A 16,033-nucleotide genomic window follows, 5' to 3' on the forward strand; every position below is an offset into this window, starting at 1 on the left:
TCCTTCACCGCCGCGACAACACGCGGCGAGTTCGACCGCTGATCCCAGAGGGACACCGCATGGCGAACGACCCGGACGCGAACTGGTTCAGGAGCAGTCACAGCGGTGCCCACTCGAACTACGTCGAAATCGCGTTCCTCCCGAACACCCTTGTCGGCGTTCGCAATTCGAAGAACCCATCCGGCCCTGCGCTCATGTTCACCTCGGCCGAATGGTCGGCCTCAACTGCCGCGATTACCCACGGCGAGTTCGACCGCTAGCAGTCCCGGCCTGGTTTTACTCTGCCACCTACCACTGGCTGGCGATGCCACAAGCAGAAGGGACCCACTCCCTTCCAGTGGCGTCGACGTGGTCGAGGGCCGATCGACATGGGAAGAAGGCTGCCAGGCAACCGACCTGGCACCCAACCGTATGGACGCCCGAGGTAGAGCGCCGTTATCGTCGGTTGATGAACGCTACCGGGGGGCTTTCCAACCAGAATCTGGCAGTTGTGCCTGATGATGTGCAGACGATCGGCCAGTACGTCTACAACATCGCCGAAACCATGAAGCAGGCCCTCGATTCGGCTGCCCGCGAGGTCGAGACCCTACTCGGTTCCGACTGGACCGGCGACGCGGCCGACGAGTTCTCCACCGGGTGGACCGAAACCCGTGACGGTGGAACACAACTCATGTAAGCGTTGACTTCGCTCGCGGAGAAGCTGGGCGTCACCGCAGCCAACTACAAGAGCACCGACACCGGCAACGCGTCCGGTATCTCCAGCCTGGATCTGCCATGAGCTCTCAATTCAGTGTCGACCTCGATCAACTCGATCAGATCGTGTCGCGCCTCAACGGCCTGGCCGGGTTCTCGCACAATCACCTCGACGAACTCGACCACAAGGTCGCAGCCCTGCACAGCGGCAGCTGGGAATCCGCCGCAGCTAGCGCTTACGCCGAAGCCCACAGCCAATGGCTCGCGGCCGCACGGGAATTCGCCGAAGGCGTAGCCGCCGTGAGTGACGCGGCCCACAAGGCGCACACACGCTACAGCACGGCCGCGGAAACCAATAAGCAGATGCTGCAGGGCGGATAGGCCGTGGGTGACACCTGGGTCATCGACTCCGGCATGTACTTCGATGCCGCCAAGAAATGCCAGTCGCTGGCCAGCGACATCTCGCTTGCGTTGGGGCCGCTGCAACGCGCTCTCGTCCATGACTGCGGCGGTATGGCTGGGGATCACGAGAAGTCCGAGCCGTGGACGACCGCATATGACCGGAACGCCTGCGACATAGTCACTCTCGCCGCCACCCTATGCAATGCACTGCAACGTTTCGGAGACGTGCTGGCCGCCAACGGCTACAACTGGTGGCAGTCCAACCGATCCACGACCAGTGGTACAGAGCCGACCCGCCCGACCCCGTCCGAACCGCTGTACGACTCCGGTATGGCACTGCCGACCACCGCCAAGGGAGCCAACGGCGCCGGAATCGATACCTCGATCACCGGACTGCTCGAACAAGTCGGAAGATCCCCAACGGCGACGTCACCAAGCTCGGCATCGCGGCCGATGCCTGGAAAACATTCGCCAACAACACCAACATCACCGGAGCCGCAGACCGCATCAAAGGCATCGACGCCAAGTTCAGCGGCAGCAGCGACCCGAATATCCGCGACATCGAAGAAAGACTGACAACCCTGCACAAGGCCGCAGAACTGCTGTCGCAGGCGGCGACAGCGTTGGCCGGACCGGTACAGGACCATCACGACGCCCTCAACACGATGCGCAACGACGTCCAAGCCGCAGTCGCCAGCGCCGCGAAGGAACTCGCGGGCGCGGTCCTCATCACCGTCGCCATCGTCGGAATCCTCGCACTCGCATCCGCAGGCACCGCCGCCGCCCCTGCCGCCGCGGGCGGTGTCGCCGTCACCGCCGAAATCGTCACCACCACAGCCGGAATAATCCGCAACACCGTCTCCATCAGCCGCGTCCTGATCATCTTCGGCGCAGTCGTCGCCTCCGGAACCGCCACCGGTGTCTTCACCGCCATCCCCGACCTCACCCAAAACGGCATCAACGCCGCGCTGGCTTCGATCGCCGCAATGACAGTCAAAATCGTCGAGGACGACCACCACGCACCATCCGGCCCCTCCAATTCGAGTAACACCCCCGGAACTCCCGAGTATCAGGCGCGGGTTGAGGAACTGGCAAAGGACCCCGCGAAGAACGGCAAGGTGAGCCCGCAATCGAGGCGAGAGGGCGTCATGATCGACGAAAGTGGCATGACTGCTGAGCGTAAAGCTCACCTTCAGGAGCTGGTCGCGAATAATCCTAAATGGCAAGGAAAGGTGCTGTGGTAAACGATGACCACCGGTCACGGTCGCTCTCCGAGTAGCGTTCGTTGTTGGCCTGAAGATCCGGCCGCGCACCGGGCGCTGTTGGACTACTTCGAGCGCCTCCCGGCTGATCCCGCTGCCGAGCAGACAACCTCGTCGCTTCTCAATGGTCGCGGCCTGGATTTCACGGGTTCGGATCTATCCGGACTGGACCTCCTCGGAGCGGAGCTGAGCGAGTCGACGATGAATCGAGTACCGCTCATTGATGCCGATTTGTACACTGGGTGGCTCGCCGGGGCTCGGCTCCAGGGAGCAGACCTCAGTAGTGCCGATCTTCGAAAGGTCCAGGGGCGTGGCTGCGATGCTCGGTACGCGAGGCTGCGCCAGGCCGACATGCAGCGAGCGGACTTTGCTCACTCGGATTTCCGGGAAGCGGACCTTCGCGGTGCATTGCTGCAAAGGGCAATCTTCTCTGGAGCAGATCTACGTGACGCCGACCTTCGAGAGTGTGTCTTCGGACGAACAAGGCTTTCGGGCGCGCGTATAGGCGGCTGCCTCGTCGATGGTGCCAGCGGTCTCGTGGTCGGGCCAGTAGACGTTGGTGTCGATTCACCAGCATTACTGGACGGACCAGACTTGCAGGCGTGGTTCGTTTCTCACGGCGCACATGAAGTCGAGGTACGCCAGGCCACTTGAACACGTCTCCGCTCGTGGGGGAATCACCACCGTGCGCTCCAACACGAGCGGACCCGGCCGACGAATTCGCCACCGGCAACCGAACCCCGTGACGGCGGAACGCAACTCATAGCAGCACTGACCTCCTCCGCCGAAAAGCTGGGCGTCACCGACGCTAGCTACAGCAGCACCGACACCTGCAACGACGAGCTAACCGATCGAGCGGGGTCCTGGTGTCCGGCATCTGCGGACCGGTCCCGTTCCAGGCGATCTCCAGATCGCGTGCACTGCAATGTTCGACACCCAGGCTGCCACTGTGCCCCATATCTGTCGGCAACTACGGTGAAGGGCCTGAGATCGACAGCGAAGTGGGGGAAGTTTCGATGTTTCGGCGGCTGGCGCTGATCGCGGCACTCATCGTAGTTGTGGCGGCCTGTCAGCATGGCGGGCCGGACGAGTCGGTGGCGGCGGGGCCGCAGTACGAAAAGTTGGTGCGGTTACGCAACACTGACGTGTGCGCGCTGCTGCCGCGTCCCGAACTGGCGAAACTCGGTCCGGTCACCGCGGTCGGCACCAATGAGCTATACGAGTGCGAGGCGAAACTCGGCGAAGACCAGAAGACCGGCCCGCGAGTGAACTGGTCTGTCCGGGCCCTCGACGACGTTGCTATGGATGCGGGTACCACCGTCACGATCGAGGGTCTGACCGTGAATATGATCAGCGACAAGGACACCAGACCGCCGGAGGAGATCGCCAGCGCGCGGTTCCGTACCTGCAGCGCGTTCGCGCAATTGCCCGCCGGAGGCTCGATGTCGCCAACGCTCACGATTCCGCCCGGGGCTGAGCCGTGTGCTGGCACACAGTCCCTGGTCACGGTGGCGCTGGCCGAGTGGAAACGCGCTCCGCGACTGGGCGATTCGCCGGACACGATACAAACGCCTGTGACTGGCGCGGACCCGTGTGCGGTCCTGACGAAGCTGCCGAAGGCGGTGCGGGGCGATACCCAATGGGTCGACCGCTGCTGGTTCGAGCTCGACGGACACTCGATCTATCTCGAGTACAAACATGCCACGGACCGCGAGTTCGAGAACTACCTGCCCGTGAAAGTCGATGGGCGGCAAGCGTATCGGACATCCAGAGACGACAACGCCAGCTAGATGCTCCGAGTCGGCCCGACGTTCGACCCGGCTGCCGACGAATACGACTTCGCGAATGTGCCCGCCGTGGCAATCAACGCGGTCAGCGGCCACAGCCAGGCGACACTGGAGAAGGCCACTGCCGCGGTAACGACCATCTTCCGCTACGCGGCGTGAATTCGCTGCGATGTGCTGCGGCTCCGCACATCCTGAGTTGAGCGAGGCGATCCCACACTCGGAACAAGGCACCGGATTGGGACCGCGCAGCCAAATAACCTCACCGACATGGGCTCCTATGAGGCCGGCACCAGTCTGTCGTGCCCTGGCCGAGGCACCAGCACCGAATCGCCGGCCAGTACCCCGCGGTCGCGCAATTCGAGGGGCTTCCGATCGCCGCTCCAGGAGACGACCTGAACCGAGTCAACAGCCGCAAACCCGTTGGGAATGCGTCGGCCTGTGTCGCGTCGTTGGTCCCGGGAGCTGTCCAACCAGCGAACCAAACGCCTCGTACGCGTCACACCGCCCCTACCAACAGGATTCGCCCCCACACCAAACCACCTCCTGCGCTGTTGGTCGGCCGATCAGGTGGAACTAGTGGCGGCATCGGCCGAGAGAGTGCCGCCGTCAGTTCCACGTGATCACTTGTCCAGTAGTGCATCTCGGGTGGACGGCAGCGGCGGACACGCATGGAATGTGTGCCGGGGTCCGATTCGCCTGCCGTTGAGAGCTATCGGGATCGGCGAATCGCATCACTCCGTTTCGGCGGCGGCGCAGGACTGAAAGGACCAGCGCTGCAGGAGCGCCCGCGCCGCGCCACAGGTCATCACCTCACAGGATCAGGCTGGTGCGGCTTCCACCCGGAAGCTCTACACTGAAGGCAGCGGATCGCTCGGACACGTTGACGCACATGGCTTATTGCAAGCGCCTTCGTGTGAAACTTCACCGCTTCAACCGAGACCGGGGGGTCTTATGGCAGACAGAGTGCACGTCGAGACGCAACAGCTGCGCGCGGTCGGGGGCGATCTCGATGGTGTCGCGGCGCGGATCGATGCCGTGCTGTCGAAGGTCAAGGCGGCCTCTGCGGCGCACTGGGGCAAGTGGGGTGACGACGAGTTCGGGGACGGATTCGCCGAGGGCGACAACGGCTACGTGAACTCCGATCGCAACCTCCAGGCCGTCCTCGAATCCAAATCCGCACTGCTGCGGTCGTATTCGACGGGTCTGACAGACGCCGCGACGCAGCTGGAAGCGATGGAGGCGGCCAACACCGACGGCTTCCAGCACTGAGTCGCCAGGAGATACGCGAAGAGACGAAGTACCTTCGAGTCGTTCGGGGGTGGCAGGCAAGGGGAAGCCGAATGTCGAACGAGATGGCCAAGGCCAGGCTGGCCGAGCTGATGGATTCTGTGCGCAGCGGCATGGAATCGATTGCGCGCGCGCAGGAAGAGCAGGCGCGGCTGACCGCGACAGCCTCCGCGGCCGCCGGACGGGTCACCGTGGTCGTCAACGCCAACAGTGTGGTGATCGAGGTCAAGTTCGCCGACAACGTCGACGAACTGAGCTACGCCGAGATCGCGCGTGCGGTCACGACGGCCGCCCAGAATGCGGCGGCTGAAGTGCAGCGCAAGACTCGAGAACTCTTGAGCTCGCTGAAACGAGGTCAGGCGCGCATGCCGAAGCTCTCGGAGTTGGTTCCCGGCCTGCCTGATGTTCCCGATATGGTGCCGACGCCGCCGGAGGTCTCGACCGCACCCCCGGAATCGCACGACCGCATGAGCACAGGACCGGCCCCAGAGGACACTCCGATGGAGTTCAGCAACGTCGAGCAGTGGAACCACGAAAAGTCTTCGCAGGATGAACCTTCCATTGTCGAACGTTCCTGGTGAGCATCGCGGCGGCTCAGGGTTCCTATGTCATCGATCACCGCACTCTGGGAGTGGATCCCCGACTGGATACTGCAAGGGCTCAACTTCGGGCAGGCATACCCCGAAGGCAGCGAAGACGACCTGTTCGATCTCGGCGACGCTTGGAAACAGGCTGGCGCAGAACTGGAACAGATCGAGCCGGACCTGAAAAGCGTCACCGACGCCACCCAGAAGTTCTATACCGGAGATGGCGCCACCGCGGCCGCCCGCGAATTCGCCACGCTGTTCGACAACGGTCCGAACTCGATCCAGAAACTTGCCGACGGGCTCACCGAACTCGGCCACGCCACCCGAAACGCTGGCACCACACTGGAATACACGAAGATCCAGGAAGCCGTCTTCGCCGGGATCACCGCGTATACCGTCTACACACTGATCGCAAGCTGGCCTTGGGGCGAGGCCGCGGTCCCGCTGGCGCTCGCCGCCGGTCGCGAGGCAGTCACCATCGCCGGTGAACAGGGCGCCAGGCAACTCGCCCTCGAAGCCGGTGCGGTCGGCCTGCGAAATCTGCTGAAGCCCTACCTCAGACAGATCGCCATCGCCGGGCTGAAGGCCGGGGGGTTCGGGATCGGTCTGGATGTCGGCATCCAGGGCTACCAATTGGCGGCGGGGCACCGCGACGACGGATTCGATCTGTCACAAACCCTGAAAACGGGCCTCGAGTTCGGGGCAGCAGGACTCGTCGGTGCGCCGGTGTCGATGGGCTTGGGCAATCTGCTGGGGCGAACGGCCTTGTCGCCCACATTGAGTCGGCTTTTCAGCCACACTCTCGGGGGTGCGGCCGGTGGGTTGGGGATGTACGGCGCCGGAATCGCCTGGCAGGTCGGTGGCCAGTTGGCGCACGGCGGTCTGGACTGGAGCAAGATCGACACCTCATTCGATCCACGCCTGCTCACCATGGGCGCGGCCATGGGAGCTATGGGCGGATTACACGCCCCGGCGCCGCGCGGCGCCCGAGGTACCGCGTCAACCGGCGGCGAATCTCCCCTTACCGCCTCCGAGAAACCCGGTGTCGTCAGCGCGGAATCCAATGCCGAAGGCAAGTTACTGGCTCGTTCCCTGAGTAGGGATACCCATCCGGACAAGTTCGATCATCTTTCTCAGTCCGAAAAGGACCATGCCGCGGCGTTCTATTCGAAAGTCGACGCGGTTCGGACCGATGCGACAACCAACGGCGGCTACAGCGACCAGCATGTCGCTCGGCTCGAGTCGTTGCGCACGGAATGGAACCAGGCGATGCCGTATGACGGCAGTACCGCCCACCCGAGCACCACGGCGCACTCGGCCGGAGAAACCAGCGCAACGACCACGGAATCCCGTGCCGGATCGGCGGATTCGAGCACAAGGGCCACGCCGGTGGATCGAGCACCGGCCGCAACTACCGACAGCGGCGGCAGAGCGATGCCGTCGGCGCGCAACACAGGCCAGGTCGCAGCCGAACGCGCTGGTGGGCCCCGGGATACGACGGCGAACGCGCAACACAGCACTGCCGACGGAACAGTCGCGCGAGCAGGTCTCGGCGATCCGGGGACTTCCGATCGCAACGCCAATATAGCTGCGGCACAACAGGAGAAGCCCGCAGTCTCGGGCGTGGAATCGAAGCCGGTCGCCGCATCGGAAGTGCCCGAGTCCCGAGCCGCCCCGATCGAGTCACCGGTGCGCGAGAGCGAACCGGCCATCGGCTCCGGCGAGCCCTCGCACTCGCGCCCGCCGACCGACACAGCCGTTGCCTCGGACGAGGCCCATGATCGTGCACCGGCTGATCCCGGCACCGGGGACACCCATGGCCTCGAAGGCGACTGGATGCAGTCCGGTGGAGCGCTCCGTCCACGCGACCCCGGTTTCGACGACGCATGGGCGGCCGAAGCCTACGACCGGTTCCGCCGCGACGACGCCGACGTGGCGGAGATCAGCTCGAACCTCGCCCGCGTACCACGCGCCGACGGGTCGACCGGCTTCTCCCGCAGTGAAATCGCGCAGATCAAGAACCACCTGATGCGCGACGAGCACCTGCTGCACGACTACGACAGCGGCGGATTCACCAGGGCCCGGTTCGACCCGTCCGCGGCTCAGGCCGAGGCGTGGATTCGGCTGCGCGCGGGCCGCCCGCTCGAACAGGACCTCATCATGCTCGAGCATGAACTCGCCGAGTCGAACTACCTGCGCGAGCATCCCGAGGCGACCTATCCCGAGGCACATGTGTTCGCCAACCAGCGGTACAACTGGGAGACCGATATTCCGGATCGAACCGGTGAACGATACGACACGCTGTGGAAGGACGACAATGGCGCTGCTGGTGTTCTACGACCGGGTACGGGAGGACACGACTCAGGTCGAGTACCGGTTCGGGACGACAGAGGGCAACCTGGATCGAAATCTGTTGATCGACAAGCAGACCCGGGAATTCCGCACGACAAACAGCCGGGCCGACGGCCTGCTGCGGGCGACGGCAGGCCGGATACTGCACCGGGTTCGGACGGAAGGCAGCTGGCCGAAGGGCGGAATCATCCAGTCCTAGCAGGCGACGCGCAGCGATCGGAAACCCACCGGGCCGGGCCCGCCGCGCTCGATCCCGTCGGCCGGAATACGAAAGGACCGGTACCGGAGGAGCGCCGCACGCCGGGGCAGAACACTCCGGGCGACGATCCACCGGCCCCCGCTCAGAAAACGCGCCCCGCCGAATACGTACTCACCGACGACCAGATCCAGCAGATCTTCCACGAGCAGATCATTCCCGAAATGCTCACCGGTGCAGAGCGCGTCCCTGAATCCGACAGGCCGGAGCTGGTTGTCGTCGGCGGTCAGATGGGGGCCGGGAAGTCCACCGCGATACGGCAACTCCTGGATTCCTTCGAGGGGCGCGGTGGCGCGGTCCATCTCACGGCGGACGACTTCTTCAGATTCCACCCGAAGTACGCGGAGTTGATGGCTGGCACGGATCACGATGGGGTCAGGCACATCACGCCGGAAATCGGCCGATGGTTCCGCATGTCGATGGACCACGCGATCGCGAATCGATATCACGTCGTCCTCGAATTCGCGCTCGCCAAACCGGCTGCCGAAGCCGAGGTCATGCGGAATTTCGTAAGTCATGGCTACACCGCGAAAGCCGAGATACTTGCGGTCTCGGAGCACCAGAGCCGTCTGTCCACCATCTCCCGATATCTGGACGAACGAGAGGACGGTGTCCATCGCTACACCCCGCCGTTCCTTCATGATGCGTCGTACGCCGGTTCCGAGGAGATGGTCCGGCAGCTCGAGTCGCCCGAACCTCCGGTCCGGCTCGACGATTTGAAAATCCGCGACCGCAACGGCGTGCTGCACGGAAACTCCCGATCGCCGGAGGGCAACTGGACCCACCCGCATCAAGCGGCGGAGACGCTGGACCGGGAGCGCAACCGTCCATGGACCGAGGACGAGAAGAACAACTTTCGCGGGCAACTGCGTTCGGTGCGCGATCGGCTGGCCCAGCAGGCCCTCGACCATCCGGACAATGCGCATACCTGGGAGCAACTGTCGCGCGAAACCGATGCGGCCGAGACTGCGGCGCGCCCTTGGCTCGAGGGGCCGGACGACCCCGCACGCCAGCCGTCCGGCGAGCCCACGCCCCTGCCACCGGACGAAGACCTGGCGATAAGGCAGGCAGCCGACAAGGCGGGCTTGCGAATTCTGGTGATGATCGACGAGTGGGGACGGGCCAAGGGCGGGATCGTATCCTTCAATACAGATTTCAGCACCGCGCTCGCGGAGGCGGGCAACGATGTGACCGTCCGCGTCGATCATGACGTCACCGGCAACGAGGGCGGTAGTCGCCTGAGGATCGTCGGACCGCCCCGCATCGAGGACGCGTCGGACCGCGCGGCGCTGCCGCCGGACGTCGACGTAGTGATCGGGCACAGCCGATTCTCCGGGTTCGCGGCCCGGGAAGTGCGCGACGAACTCTATCCGGACGCCAAACTCATACACATCGTGCACATGATCAACGAGTCCGACGGTCGAGTGAAGGGCCGACCAGCCGAGGGGCTGCGCCTTCAGCAGATGGAAATGGACTTGGTGTCGACGTCCGATGTCGCGGTAGGGGTCGGGCCCGCGATTGCGGAGGACGTGCACAGGCTGGCGAACATGTCGGAGAGCGACCCGATCGTGCACGAGCTGATCCCGGGTGTTCCGTTCGCGGAACAGATACCGCCGCGGGAAGGAGAAGGACCGCTCAAAGTGCTACTCGTGGGTCGGGCCGACTCTCCGCGAAAGGGAGTGCTCGAGGGAGCAGAGATGGTCCGGCTCCTCAACGAGCGGGGGCTCGATGTCGATCTGATCGTCCGGGGGGTTCCGCCCGAGCAGGTGGCGCGTACCCAGCACATGCTCTCCGAAGCCGTGGGTAGGCTGGTCGACATTCGTCCATACACGACAGACCCCGCCGACATCCTGTCCGATCTTCGAGACTCGAACATCATGATCATGCCTTCTCGCGGGGAGCACTTCGGTCTGGTCGGAACAGAAGCGATGGGCGCCGGTGTGCCTGTCCTGCTGCCGAGCACGAGCGGTGTCGGTAGGTTCCTCGGCGACCCGAACCTGTTCCCCGGCAACCTCACTCGCCACAGCTTGGTCGAGCAGGGATTCGAAGATGAGATCCCTATCGAGCGCTGGGTAGACCGCCTGGAGCACGAGCTTCGCGACCAACCCGGCTCATGGGAGCGCGCCCGGCGAATTCAGGATTACCTTCGGGAACAGAACCGTACCTGGCTCGCCGCCGCGGAGTCGCTGCTGGAAGCTCTAGCGGGCCCCGCCGAGGTCCCGCGCGCCCGCAATGAGGAACAGGAGGAAACGTAGCCGATGACCGACCCTGCCCCACTCGCACAGCGATACGAGGAGTTGCGCGACGTCGCCATCAGGCTTCTCGATGTTCTCGACGATGCCGAAGGCAACCCGCAGATGTTGAGAAGCGCGCTCGAAGCCATGCACCAGGCCGTCCGCGGCGACGGTCCGCCCGAAACGCCGGATACCGGCGATCCGATTCGGGACCCCGCTCGACATCTGCTGACCCGGTTCGACTACACCCAGGGGACCAAGACACCTGTCACCCTCGACGAAGAAGCCGCGAACATTCGCCGCGAGCTTGCCGGTGATCGGGCAATCGACGATCGTCCACCCGGCGAGCCGGATCGCGAGGTTCGCCTGACGGAACTGCGCGGCATGATCATCGGCGGCCTGCTTCGTGAGCTGGCGGCACGACTGTCGCGCGGATCGGCATTCGGCCCCAGCAGGGCCGGTGAAGAACTCGCCCAGGTTGCCACCGACCTGTCATGGGAAGTGCTCGATCAGACCTTCGTCGGCCGCCAGTAGTGGAGAAGTGGCCACAATGACCCGACCTCAGGCCGCACCGTTCACTGTGGTGCTGTTCGATCGTATCGAGGATTCACGAAAGGGCCCGATCGAGGCGGCACGGATTGTCCGGCTACTGAACGCGAAGGGGCTCGACGTCGGATTGACCGTGCGCGGCGCTCCGCCCGAATGCGTGTGGTCCGCAAGACAATTACTCTCCAGCGTCGCTGAACGTCATGTCGATGTGAAGCCGTTCACCGTCGATCGCGACGAAATACTCGCCGACATCCGCAGTGCCGATCTGGTCGTGATGCCGTCCGGCGTCAAGCATTTCGGCCTCGTCGGCTTGGACGCGCTGGGCTCGGGCACTCCATTGCTGGTTCCCCGTGCGAGTGGGATCGGGCATTATCTCGGCAATCCGGCATTCTTCCCGTCCGACCTCACGGAGCCCAGTTTGGTGGATCAAGATCCGGGCGGCCCGGTGGCACTCGACCTCTGGGCAGATCGGATAGCGGAACTGATCGGCGCGCGGTCGGAAACCTCAGCCCGGGCGGTTGAGTTACAACGGCGCTTCTACCTGCGGAACAGCACACCTGAAGGCGCTGCCGAGTCGATCGCGGATTTCCACCGAGCAGCCGACGCCCTCATCGGAAAGAAACTGATCCACCCCGGGGCTGATGACCCCGGCACGGATTGGGACGACGCACTGTATTACGAAGCAGCCGTGGACATTATCAGCAGCCTGATTGCCGCTTGTTCGGCAAACGAATGGCTGTCCGAGCACGGCGGCCCGGCCGACCTCGTCACATCCGGTGATACGCACGGATCGCGACGAACATATTTGGCTCACCTCGGCGGGCTCGCAACGGCAGACCATGCGTTGATAGCCAGCACGATTCGAACCTGCGGAGGCCGTTTGGCAGATTTGGGCGCAGGACTCGGATCGCGCAGGCGACCCGATCTCGACAGTTATCGACTTTCTCGCGGAGAGCATCGTTGGGTCTTCGAGAGAAAGATAGTTCCGGAGCTGTTCAGCGGCCTGCAGTCGCGTAATCGGCCGACCGCGATCATTGTCGCCGGAGCACCTGGTTCGGGAAAGACCACGGCGATCCGAAAGCTGTGGGAGGGCCGAGCCGATCGAGATGGCGTAGCGGTCATCGATCCAGAACTGTTGTCTGCCTACCATCCCAGAAGCTGGGATCTCGTGCTGGCGGACGACCGCCGCGTCACCGACCTCGTCATGTGGGATGCGATGGGCTGGACGGCTCTGGCCGTCGAGTACGCGATCGGGCAACGTGCCGACGTCTTATTGGAGACCGGTCCCGACGACGCACACAATTTCGCCGCCGCTTTCCGCGAGTCGGGGTATCGAGTCGAGATGGACATCATGGCGATTCCCGGATCGATCAGCAGGCTGCATTCGACGGTGCGCTATCACTGCAAACGCGGAAACTGGCAAGTCCTGACTCTTCCGGACCCGCATTCCAATCGCGAAGGTGCTTGAAAGCCGCCCTGTGCGCCTCTTACCGAGGTGAGGGAACGTCGCGAAGATCTGGATCCGAGGATGTGCACTCCGAAGAGGCGGCATCCGGGCGCTGACAGCATCCGGCTCAGCGGCGACGGAGACCCGAAAGCAGAAGCGCCGCAAGGGCACCCGCGCCGAAGTAGGCTGCTCCCGTACTCATTGAGAGGCCGGGGGCGCTCATGCGGGGCTTGATCACGGCGGGGTCGGGTGGGGGGATTTCGGCTTCGGGCTCGTTCTCCGATGCCGTTGCGGCCCAAGCGGTCGCGAACAAGAGAATCCGATAGGTGGTGTAGCTGAACACCATCAGACCGATGATCGATCCGAATACCGCTCCGGCGGGGCTGTGCAGCACCATCTGCAGGTAGAACGACGCGACGTATTTGAAGAGCTCGAAGACCACCGCGGCAATCGCCGCCGCTCGTGCGGCACTGCGCAGGGTAACCGGCTCGCGGGGCAGGCGCGCGATCATCCAGACGAACACCGCCCACGACGCGAGGAAGCCGAGCAGTATCGAAATGAGCACCAGCATCAGTCGCGCGCCCGGCAACTCCGACAGGCGGAACGTGATCAGCAGCCGCGCGCCGAGGGTGCTCGACGCCAGCGTGGACAGACCGATCGAGACCACGAAGGCCAAGCCGAGCCCGATCAATGCACCGAGGTCGGAGAGCTTGCTGAGGAACCAATTGCCTTCCGGGGTCTTCTGTTCCCACTGTTCGGTCAGTGCCGCTCGCAGGTTGGTCATCCAGCCGAGTCCGGTGTAGACACCGACCAGCAGGCCGAGCGCGCCGACCGTGCCGCGCGATCGAACCGCCTGATCGATCAGATCATTGAGCTGGCCGCCGAGCGATCCCGGAATGTTCTCGATGATCTTGTTCCGCAGTTCGGTAAGCATTTCCGGGTCACCCGACAGCACGGAGCCCGCGATCGAGAAGGCGACCATCAACAGCGGAAACAGCGACAGCACCGTGAAATACGTGATCCCGGCCGCGTAGTAATCACCGCGTTGCCGCTGATAATTTGCGCCCGCGCGGATGAGGTGATCCAGCCACGGCCGCGACTGGATCCGCCGTTCGAGCGCCGCCTTGATGTTGTCGATCACCTGCATCTGTCACGCCCCTTGAACAGAGACCGCGCGGTGACGGTCGACAAGCGGTCGCTAGCGGTATTCCCCCGTTAGCGAGCCAAAAACCCCACCCGGTCGTAAACCTGCGCCAGAGTGTTGCCAGCAATCTCACGCGCCCGCTCGGCACCTGCGTCGAGGATGCGGTCGAGTTCGCCCTGATCTGCCAAATACTCTTCCACCTTCGCCCGCAGCGGAGTGACAAATTCGACCAGCGCGTCGGCGACGTCGGACTTCAGATCGCCGTAACCCTTACCGGCATAGTCGCGTTCCAGCGTGACGATCGGAGTGCCGCTCAGCGAACTGAGGATCACCAGCAGATTGCTGACACCCGCCTTGTTTTCCGGGTCGTAGCGGATTTCGCGCTCGGTATCGGTGACCGCGGAGCGAATCTTCTTGGCGGTGATCTTCGGATCGTCGAGCAGGTTGATCAGACCGGCGTCGGTGGAGGCCGACTTGCTCATCTTCGACGTCGGATCCTGCAGGTCGTAGATCTTCGCGGTGCCCTTGACGATATGCGCCTCCGGCACCACGAACGTCTTCTTGAACCGAGTATTGAAGCGCTGGGCCAGATTTCGGGTCAGCTCGAGATGCTGGCGCTGATCCTCGCCGACCGGCACCTGATGCGCACGGTAGAGCAGGATGTCCGCGGCCATCAGCACCGGATAGGTGAACAGTCCGACGCTGGCGTTCTCCGCGCCCTGTTTGACCGACTTGTCCTTGAACTGGGTCATCCGGCTGGCCTCGCCGAATCCGGTGATGCAGCTGAGCACCCAGGTCAGCTCGGCATGCTCGGGCACCTGGCTCTGCACGAAGAGGGTGGAGCGCTTGGGGTCGATACCGAGCGCGAGCAGCTGCGCGGCCGCCGCCTTGGTGCGCCTGCGCAGTTCCTTCGGATCCTGCGACACGGTGATCGCGTGCATATCCGGGATGAAGTAGAGGGCGTCGTAGTCGTCCTGCATGGTCACCCAGTACTGCAGCGCGCCAAGGTAGTTGCCGAGATGGAAGGACGCGCTGGTGGGCTGGATCCCGGACAGCACCCGCTGTTTGCGTTCAGCGGCCGGGTTCGTCTGAGCAGGACTGGACATGTCCCGATCTTCGCATGCGTGTCACGCGGAATTTCGCGCCGCCCAGTTCCGTGGGGCGACACCGGGCATGCTCGGGCGGCCGGTGCTGTGCAGTTCGCGTTCCCGCTTGGACAACAGCTTGTAGACCGGCGCGCTCGGACCGGCCAGCGTCCCGCGCAGCACCGGCGGAACCAGCGGCGGGGCGATATGCGCGGTGCGCACGCCCTGGGCGAGCGCGCGGAAGGCGATTTGCTCGGGCAGCCCCCAGCGCATCCCGTACATATCGCGGATGCGCGGCGGCAGACTGCCCTGCACCAGCAGGTAGAACGCGTCGACGACCTGGCGCATCGGCCCGCGCTGTGGATAGGGCACGCGCTGACCGGCCAGATACGAACCGACCAGCCGGGCCTCGTCGGTGAGGAACAGCTGGTCCGAGGCGAGGTAGTCGTCGAAGGATTCGCGGAACAGCGGGTAGCTGCCGGGCGCGGCCTCGCGGGGCATGCCGAACAGCTCGCCCCAGCGGACGTAGTCCTGGTACAGGCCCTCGCGTTCGCCGCCGGTCAACGGTCGGACCAGCAGATCGTGCATCACCTCGGCCGAGTCGAAGGCGAAGGCCATGGTCATGTACATCAGGTGCGGGTCGAGCGCGGAGTAACCGGTGCCCGCCGGATGGTGCGGGCCCGCCTCCTCCGGCAGTGCGCCGACGACCTTCGCGTGCTTCTTCGTGGTAAAGGCGAGCGCGCGGTCCGCCTCGTCCTTGCTGCCGAGGAAGACAGCCTCGAAGAGCTTGCCGGTCAATGCGAGTCGCGAGTACGGGGTCATCCGATGCTCGGTGTTCTCGGCGGTTCCGACATACAGCAGCGGATTGACCGCGCCGATCACCAGGGCGCGCTGGCCGTAGGTGAGCCCCACCGCGCGCTTGCTCATGACCCGTCGGGCCATCGAATT

General features: G+C 64.3%; 15 protein-coding genes. 12 read left to right on the forward strand and 3 right to left on the reverse strand.

Features of this window, described 5'->3' with window-relative positions; all coding sequences use genetic code 11:
• Nucleotides 1-59: 59 nt before the first annotated feature.
• From NP3_RS06830 to NP3_RS06880, 12 genes are all read left to right on the forward strand, one after another.
• Entirely contained in the window at nucleotides 60-260 is a 201-nt protein-coding gene (locus tag NP3_RS06830) for a DUF397 domain-containing protein (protein ID WP_063038897.1), read from the forward strand.
• A gap of 188 nt (nucleotides 261-448) precedes the next feature.
• Nucleotides 449-676 carry a WXG100 family type VII secretion target gene (locus tag NP3_RS06835; protein WP_245720842.1) on the forward strand — a complete coding sequence of 76 codons (228 nt, stop codon included), beginning with the start codon at nucleotides 449-451 and terminating at the stop codon, nucleotides 674-676.
• A 98-nt stretch (nucleotides 677-774) separates the two neighbouring features.
• On the forward strand, nucleotides 775-1,074 hold the full coding sequence (locus NP3_RS06840) for a WXG100 family type VII secretion target (RefSeq protein WP_063038899.1): 300 nt from the start codon (nucleotides 775-777) through the stop codon (nucleotides 1,072-1,074).
• A 272-nt stretch (nucleotides 1,075-1,346) separates the two neighbouring features.
• A complete protein-coding gene (locus NP3_RS06845; protein WP_063038901.1) occupies nucleotides 1,347-2,339 on the forward strand; it encodes a hypothetical protein in 993 nt (330 codons plus the stop codon).
• A 3-nt stretch (nucleotides 2,340-2,342) separates the two neighbouring features.
• Entirely contained in the window at nucleotides 2,343-3,011 is a 669-nt protein-coding gene (locus NP3_RS51410) for a pentapeptide repeat-containing protein (RefSeq protein WP_084508283.1), read from the forward strand.
• A 362-nt stretch (nucleotides 3,012-3,373) separates the two neighbouring features.
• Nucleotides 3,374-4,147, forward strand: coding sequence for a hypothetical protein (locus tag NP3_RS06855; RefSeq protein WP_063038905.1), 774 nt, complete (start codon nucleotides 3,374-3,376; stop codon nucleotides 4,145-4,147).
• Complete coding sequence (locus tag NP3_RS47690; RefSeq protein WP_157124165.1) at nucleotides 4,148-4,303, forward strand: hypothetical protein; 156 nt, start codon at nucleotides 4,148-4,150, stop codon at nucleotides 4,301-4,303.
• A 792-nt stretch (nucleotides 4,304-5,095) separates the two neighbouring features.
• Nucleotides 5,096-5,413 (forward strand): type VII secretion target, encoded by a 318-nt coding sequence (locus NP3_RS06860; RefSeq protein ID WP_157124166.1) that lies wholly within the window; start codon nucleotides 5,096-5,098, stop codon nucleotides 5,411-5,413.
• A 71-nt stretch (nucleotides 5,414-5,484) separates the two neighbouring features.
• Nucleotides 5,485-6,012, forward strand: coding sequence for a YbaB/EbfC family nucleoid-associated protein (locus tag NP3_RS06865; protein WP_063038909.1), 528 nt, complete (start codon nucleotides 5,485-5,487; stop codon nucleotides 6,010-6,012).
• A 24-nt stretch (nucleotides 6,013-6,036) separates the two neighbouring features.
• On the forward strand, nucleotides 6,037-10,881 hold the full coding sequence (locus NP3_RS06870) for a zeta toxin family protein (protein ID WP_063038911.1): 4,845 nt from the start codon (nucleotides 6,037-6,039) through the stop codon (nucleotides 10,879-10,881).
• Between the two features lie 3 nt (nucleotides 10,882-10,884).
• On the forward strand, nucleotides 10,885-11,394 hold the full coding sequence (locus tag NP3_RS06875) for a hypothetical protein (RefSeq protein ID WP_063038913.1): 510 nt from the start codon (nucleotides 10,885-10,887) through the stop codon (nucleotides 11,392-11,394).
• 16 nt (nucleotides 11,395-11,410) lie between these two features.
• Nucleotides 11,411-12,877: a zeta toxin family protein gene (locus tag NP3_RS06880; RefSeq protein WP_063038916.1), complete on the forward strand. Its 1,467-nt coding sequence runs from the start codon at nucleotides 11,411-11,413 to the stop codon at nucleotides 12,875-12,877.
• 106 nt (nucleotides 12,878-12,983) lie between these two features.
• Here the strand turns inward: NP3_RS06880 and yhjD are convergent, their stop codons facing one another.
• The 3 genes from yhjD to NP3_RS06895 form a co-directional block, all read right to left on the reverse strand.
• Nucleotides 12,984-14,003 (reverse strand): inner membrane protein YhjD, encoded by a 1,020-nt coding sequence (yhjD, locus tag NP3_RS06885; RefSeq protein ID WP_063038918.1) that lies wholly within the window; start codon nucleotides 14,001-14,003, stop codon nucleotides 12,984-12,986.
• A gap of 68 nt (nucleotides 14,004-14,071) precedes the next feature.
• Entirely contained in the window at nucleotides 14,072-15,106 is a 1,035-nt protein-coding gene (gene trpS, locus NP3_RS06890; protein WP_063038920.1) for a tryptophan--tRNA ligase, read from the reverse strand.
• A 21-nt stretch (nucleotides 15,107-15,127) separates the two neighbouring features.
• Nucleotides 15,128-16,033 (reverse strand): oxygenase MpaB family protein (locus tag NP3_RS06895; protein ID WP_063824703.1); only part of this gene is annotated, 906 nt, incomplete at its 5' end.

The organism is Nocardia pseudovaccinii NBRC 100343 (genome assembly GCF_001613225.1).
Classification (GTDB): Bacteria; Actinomycetota; Actinomycetes; order Mycobacteriales; family Mycobacteriaceae; genus Nocardia; species Nocardia pseudovaccinii.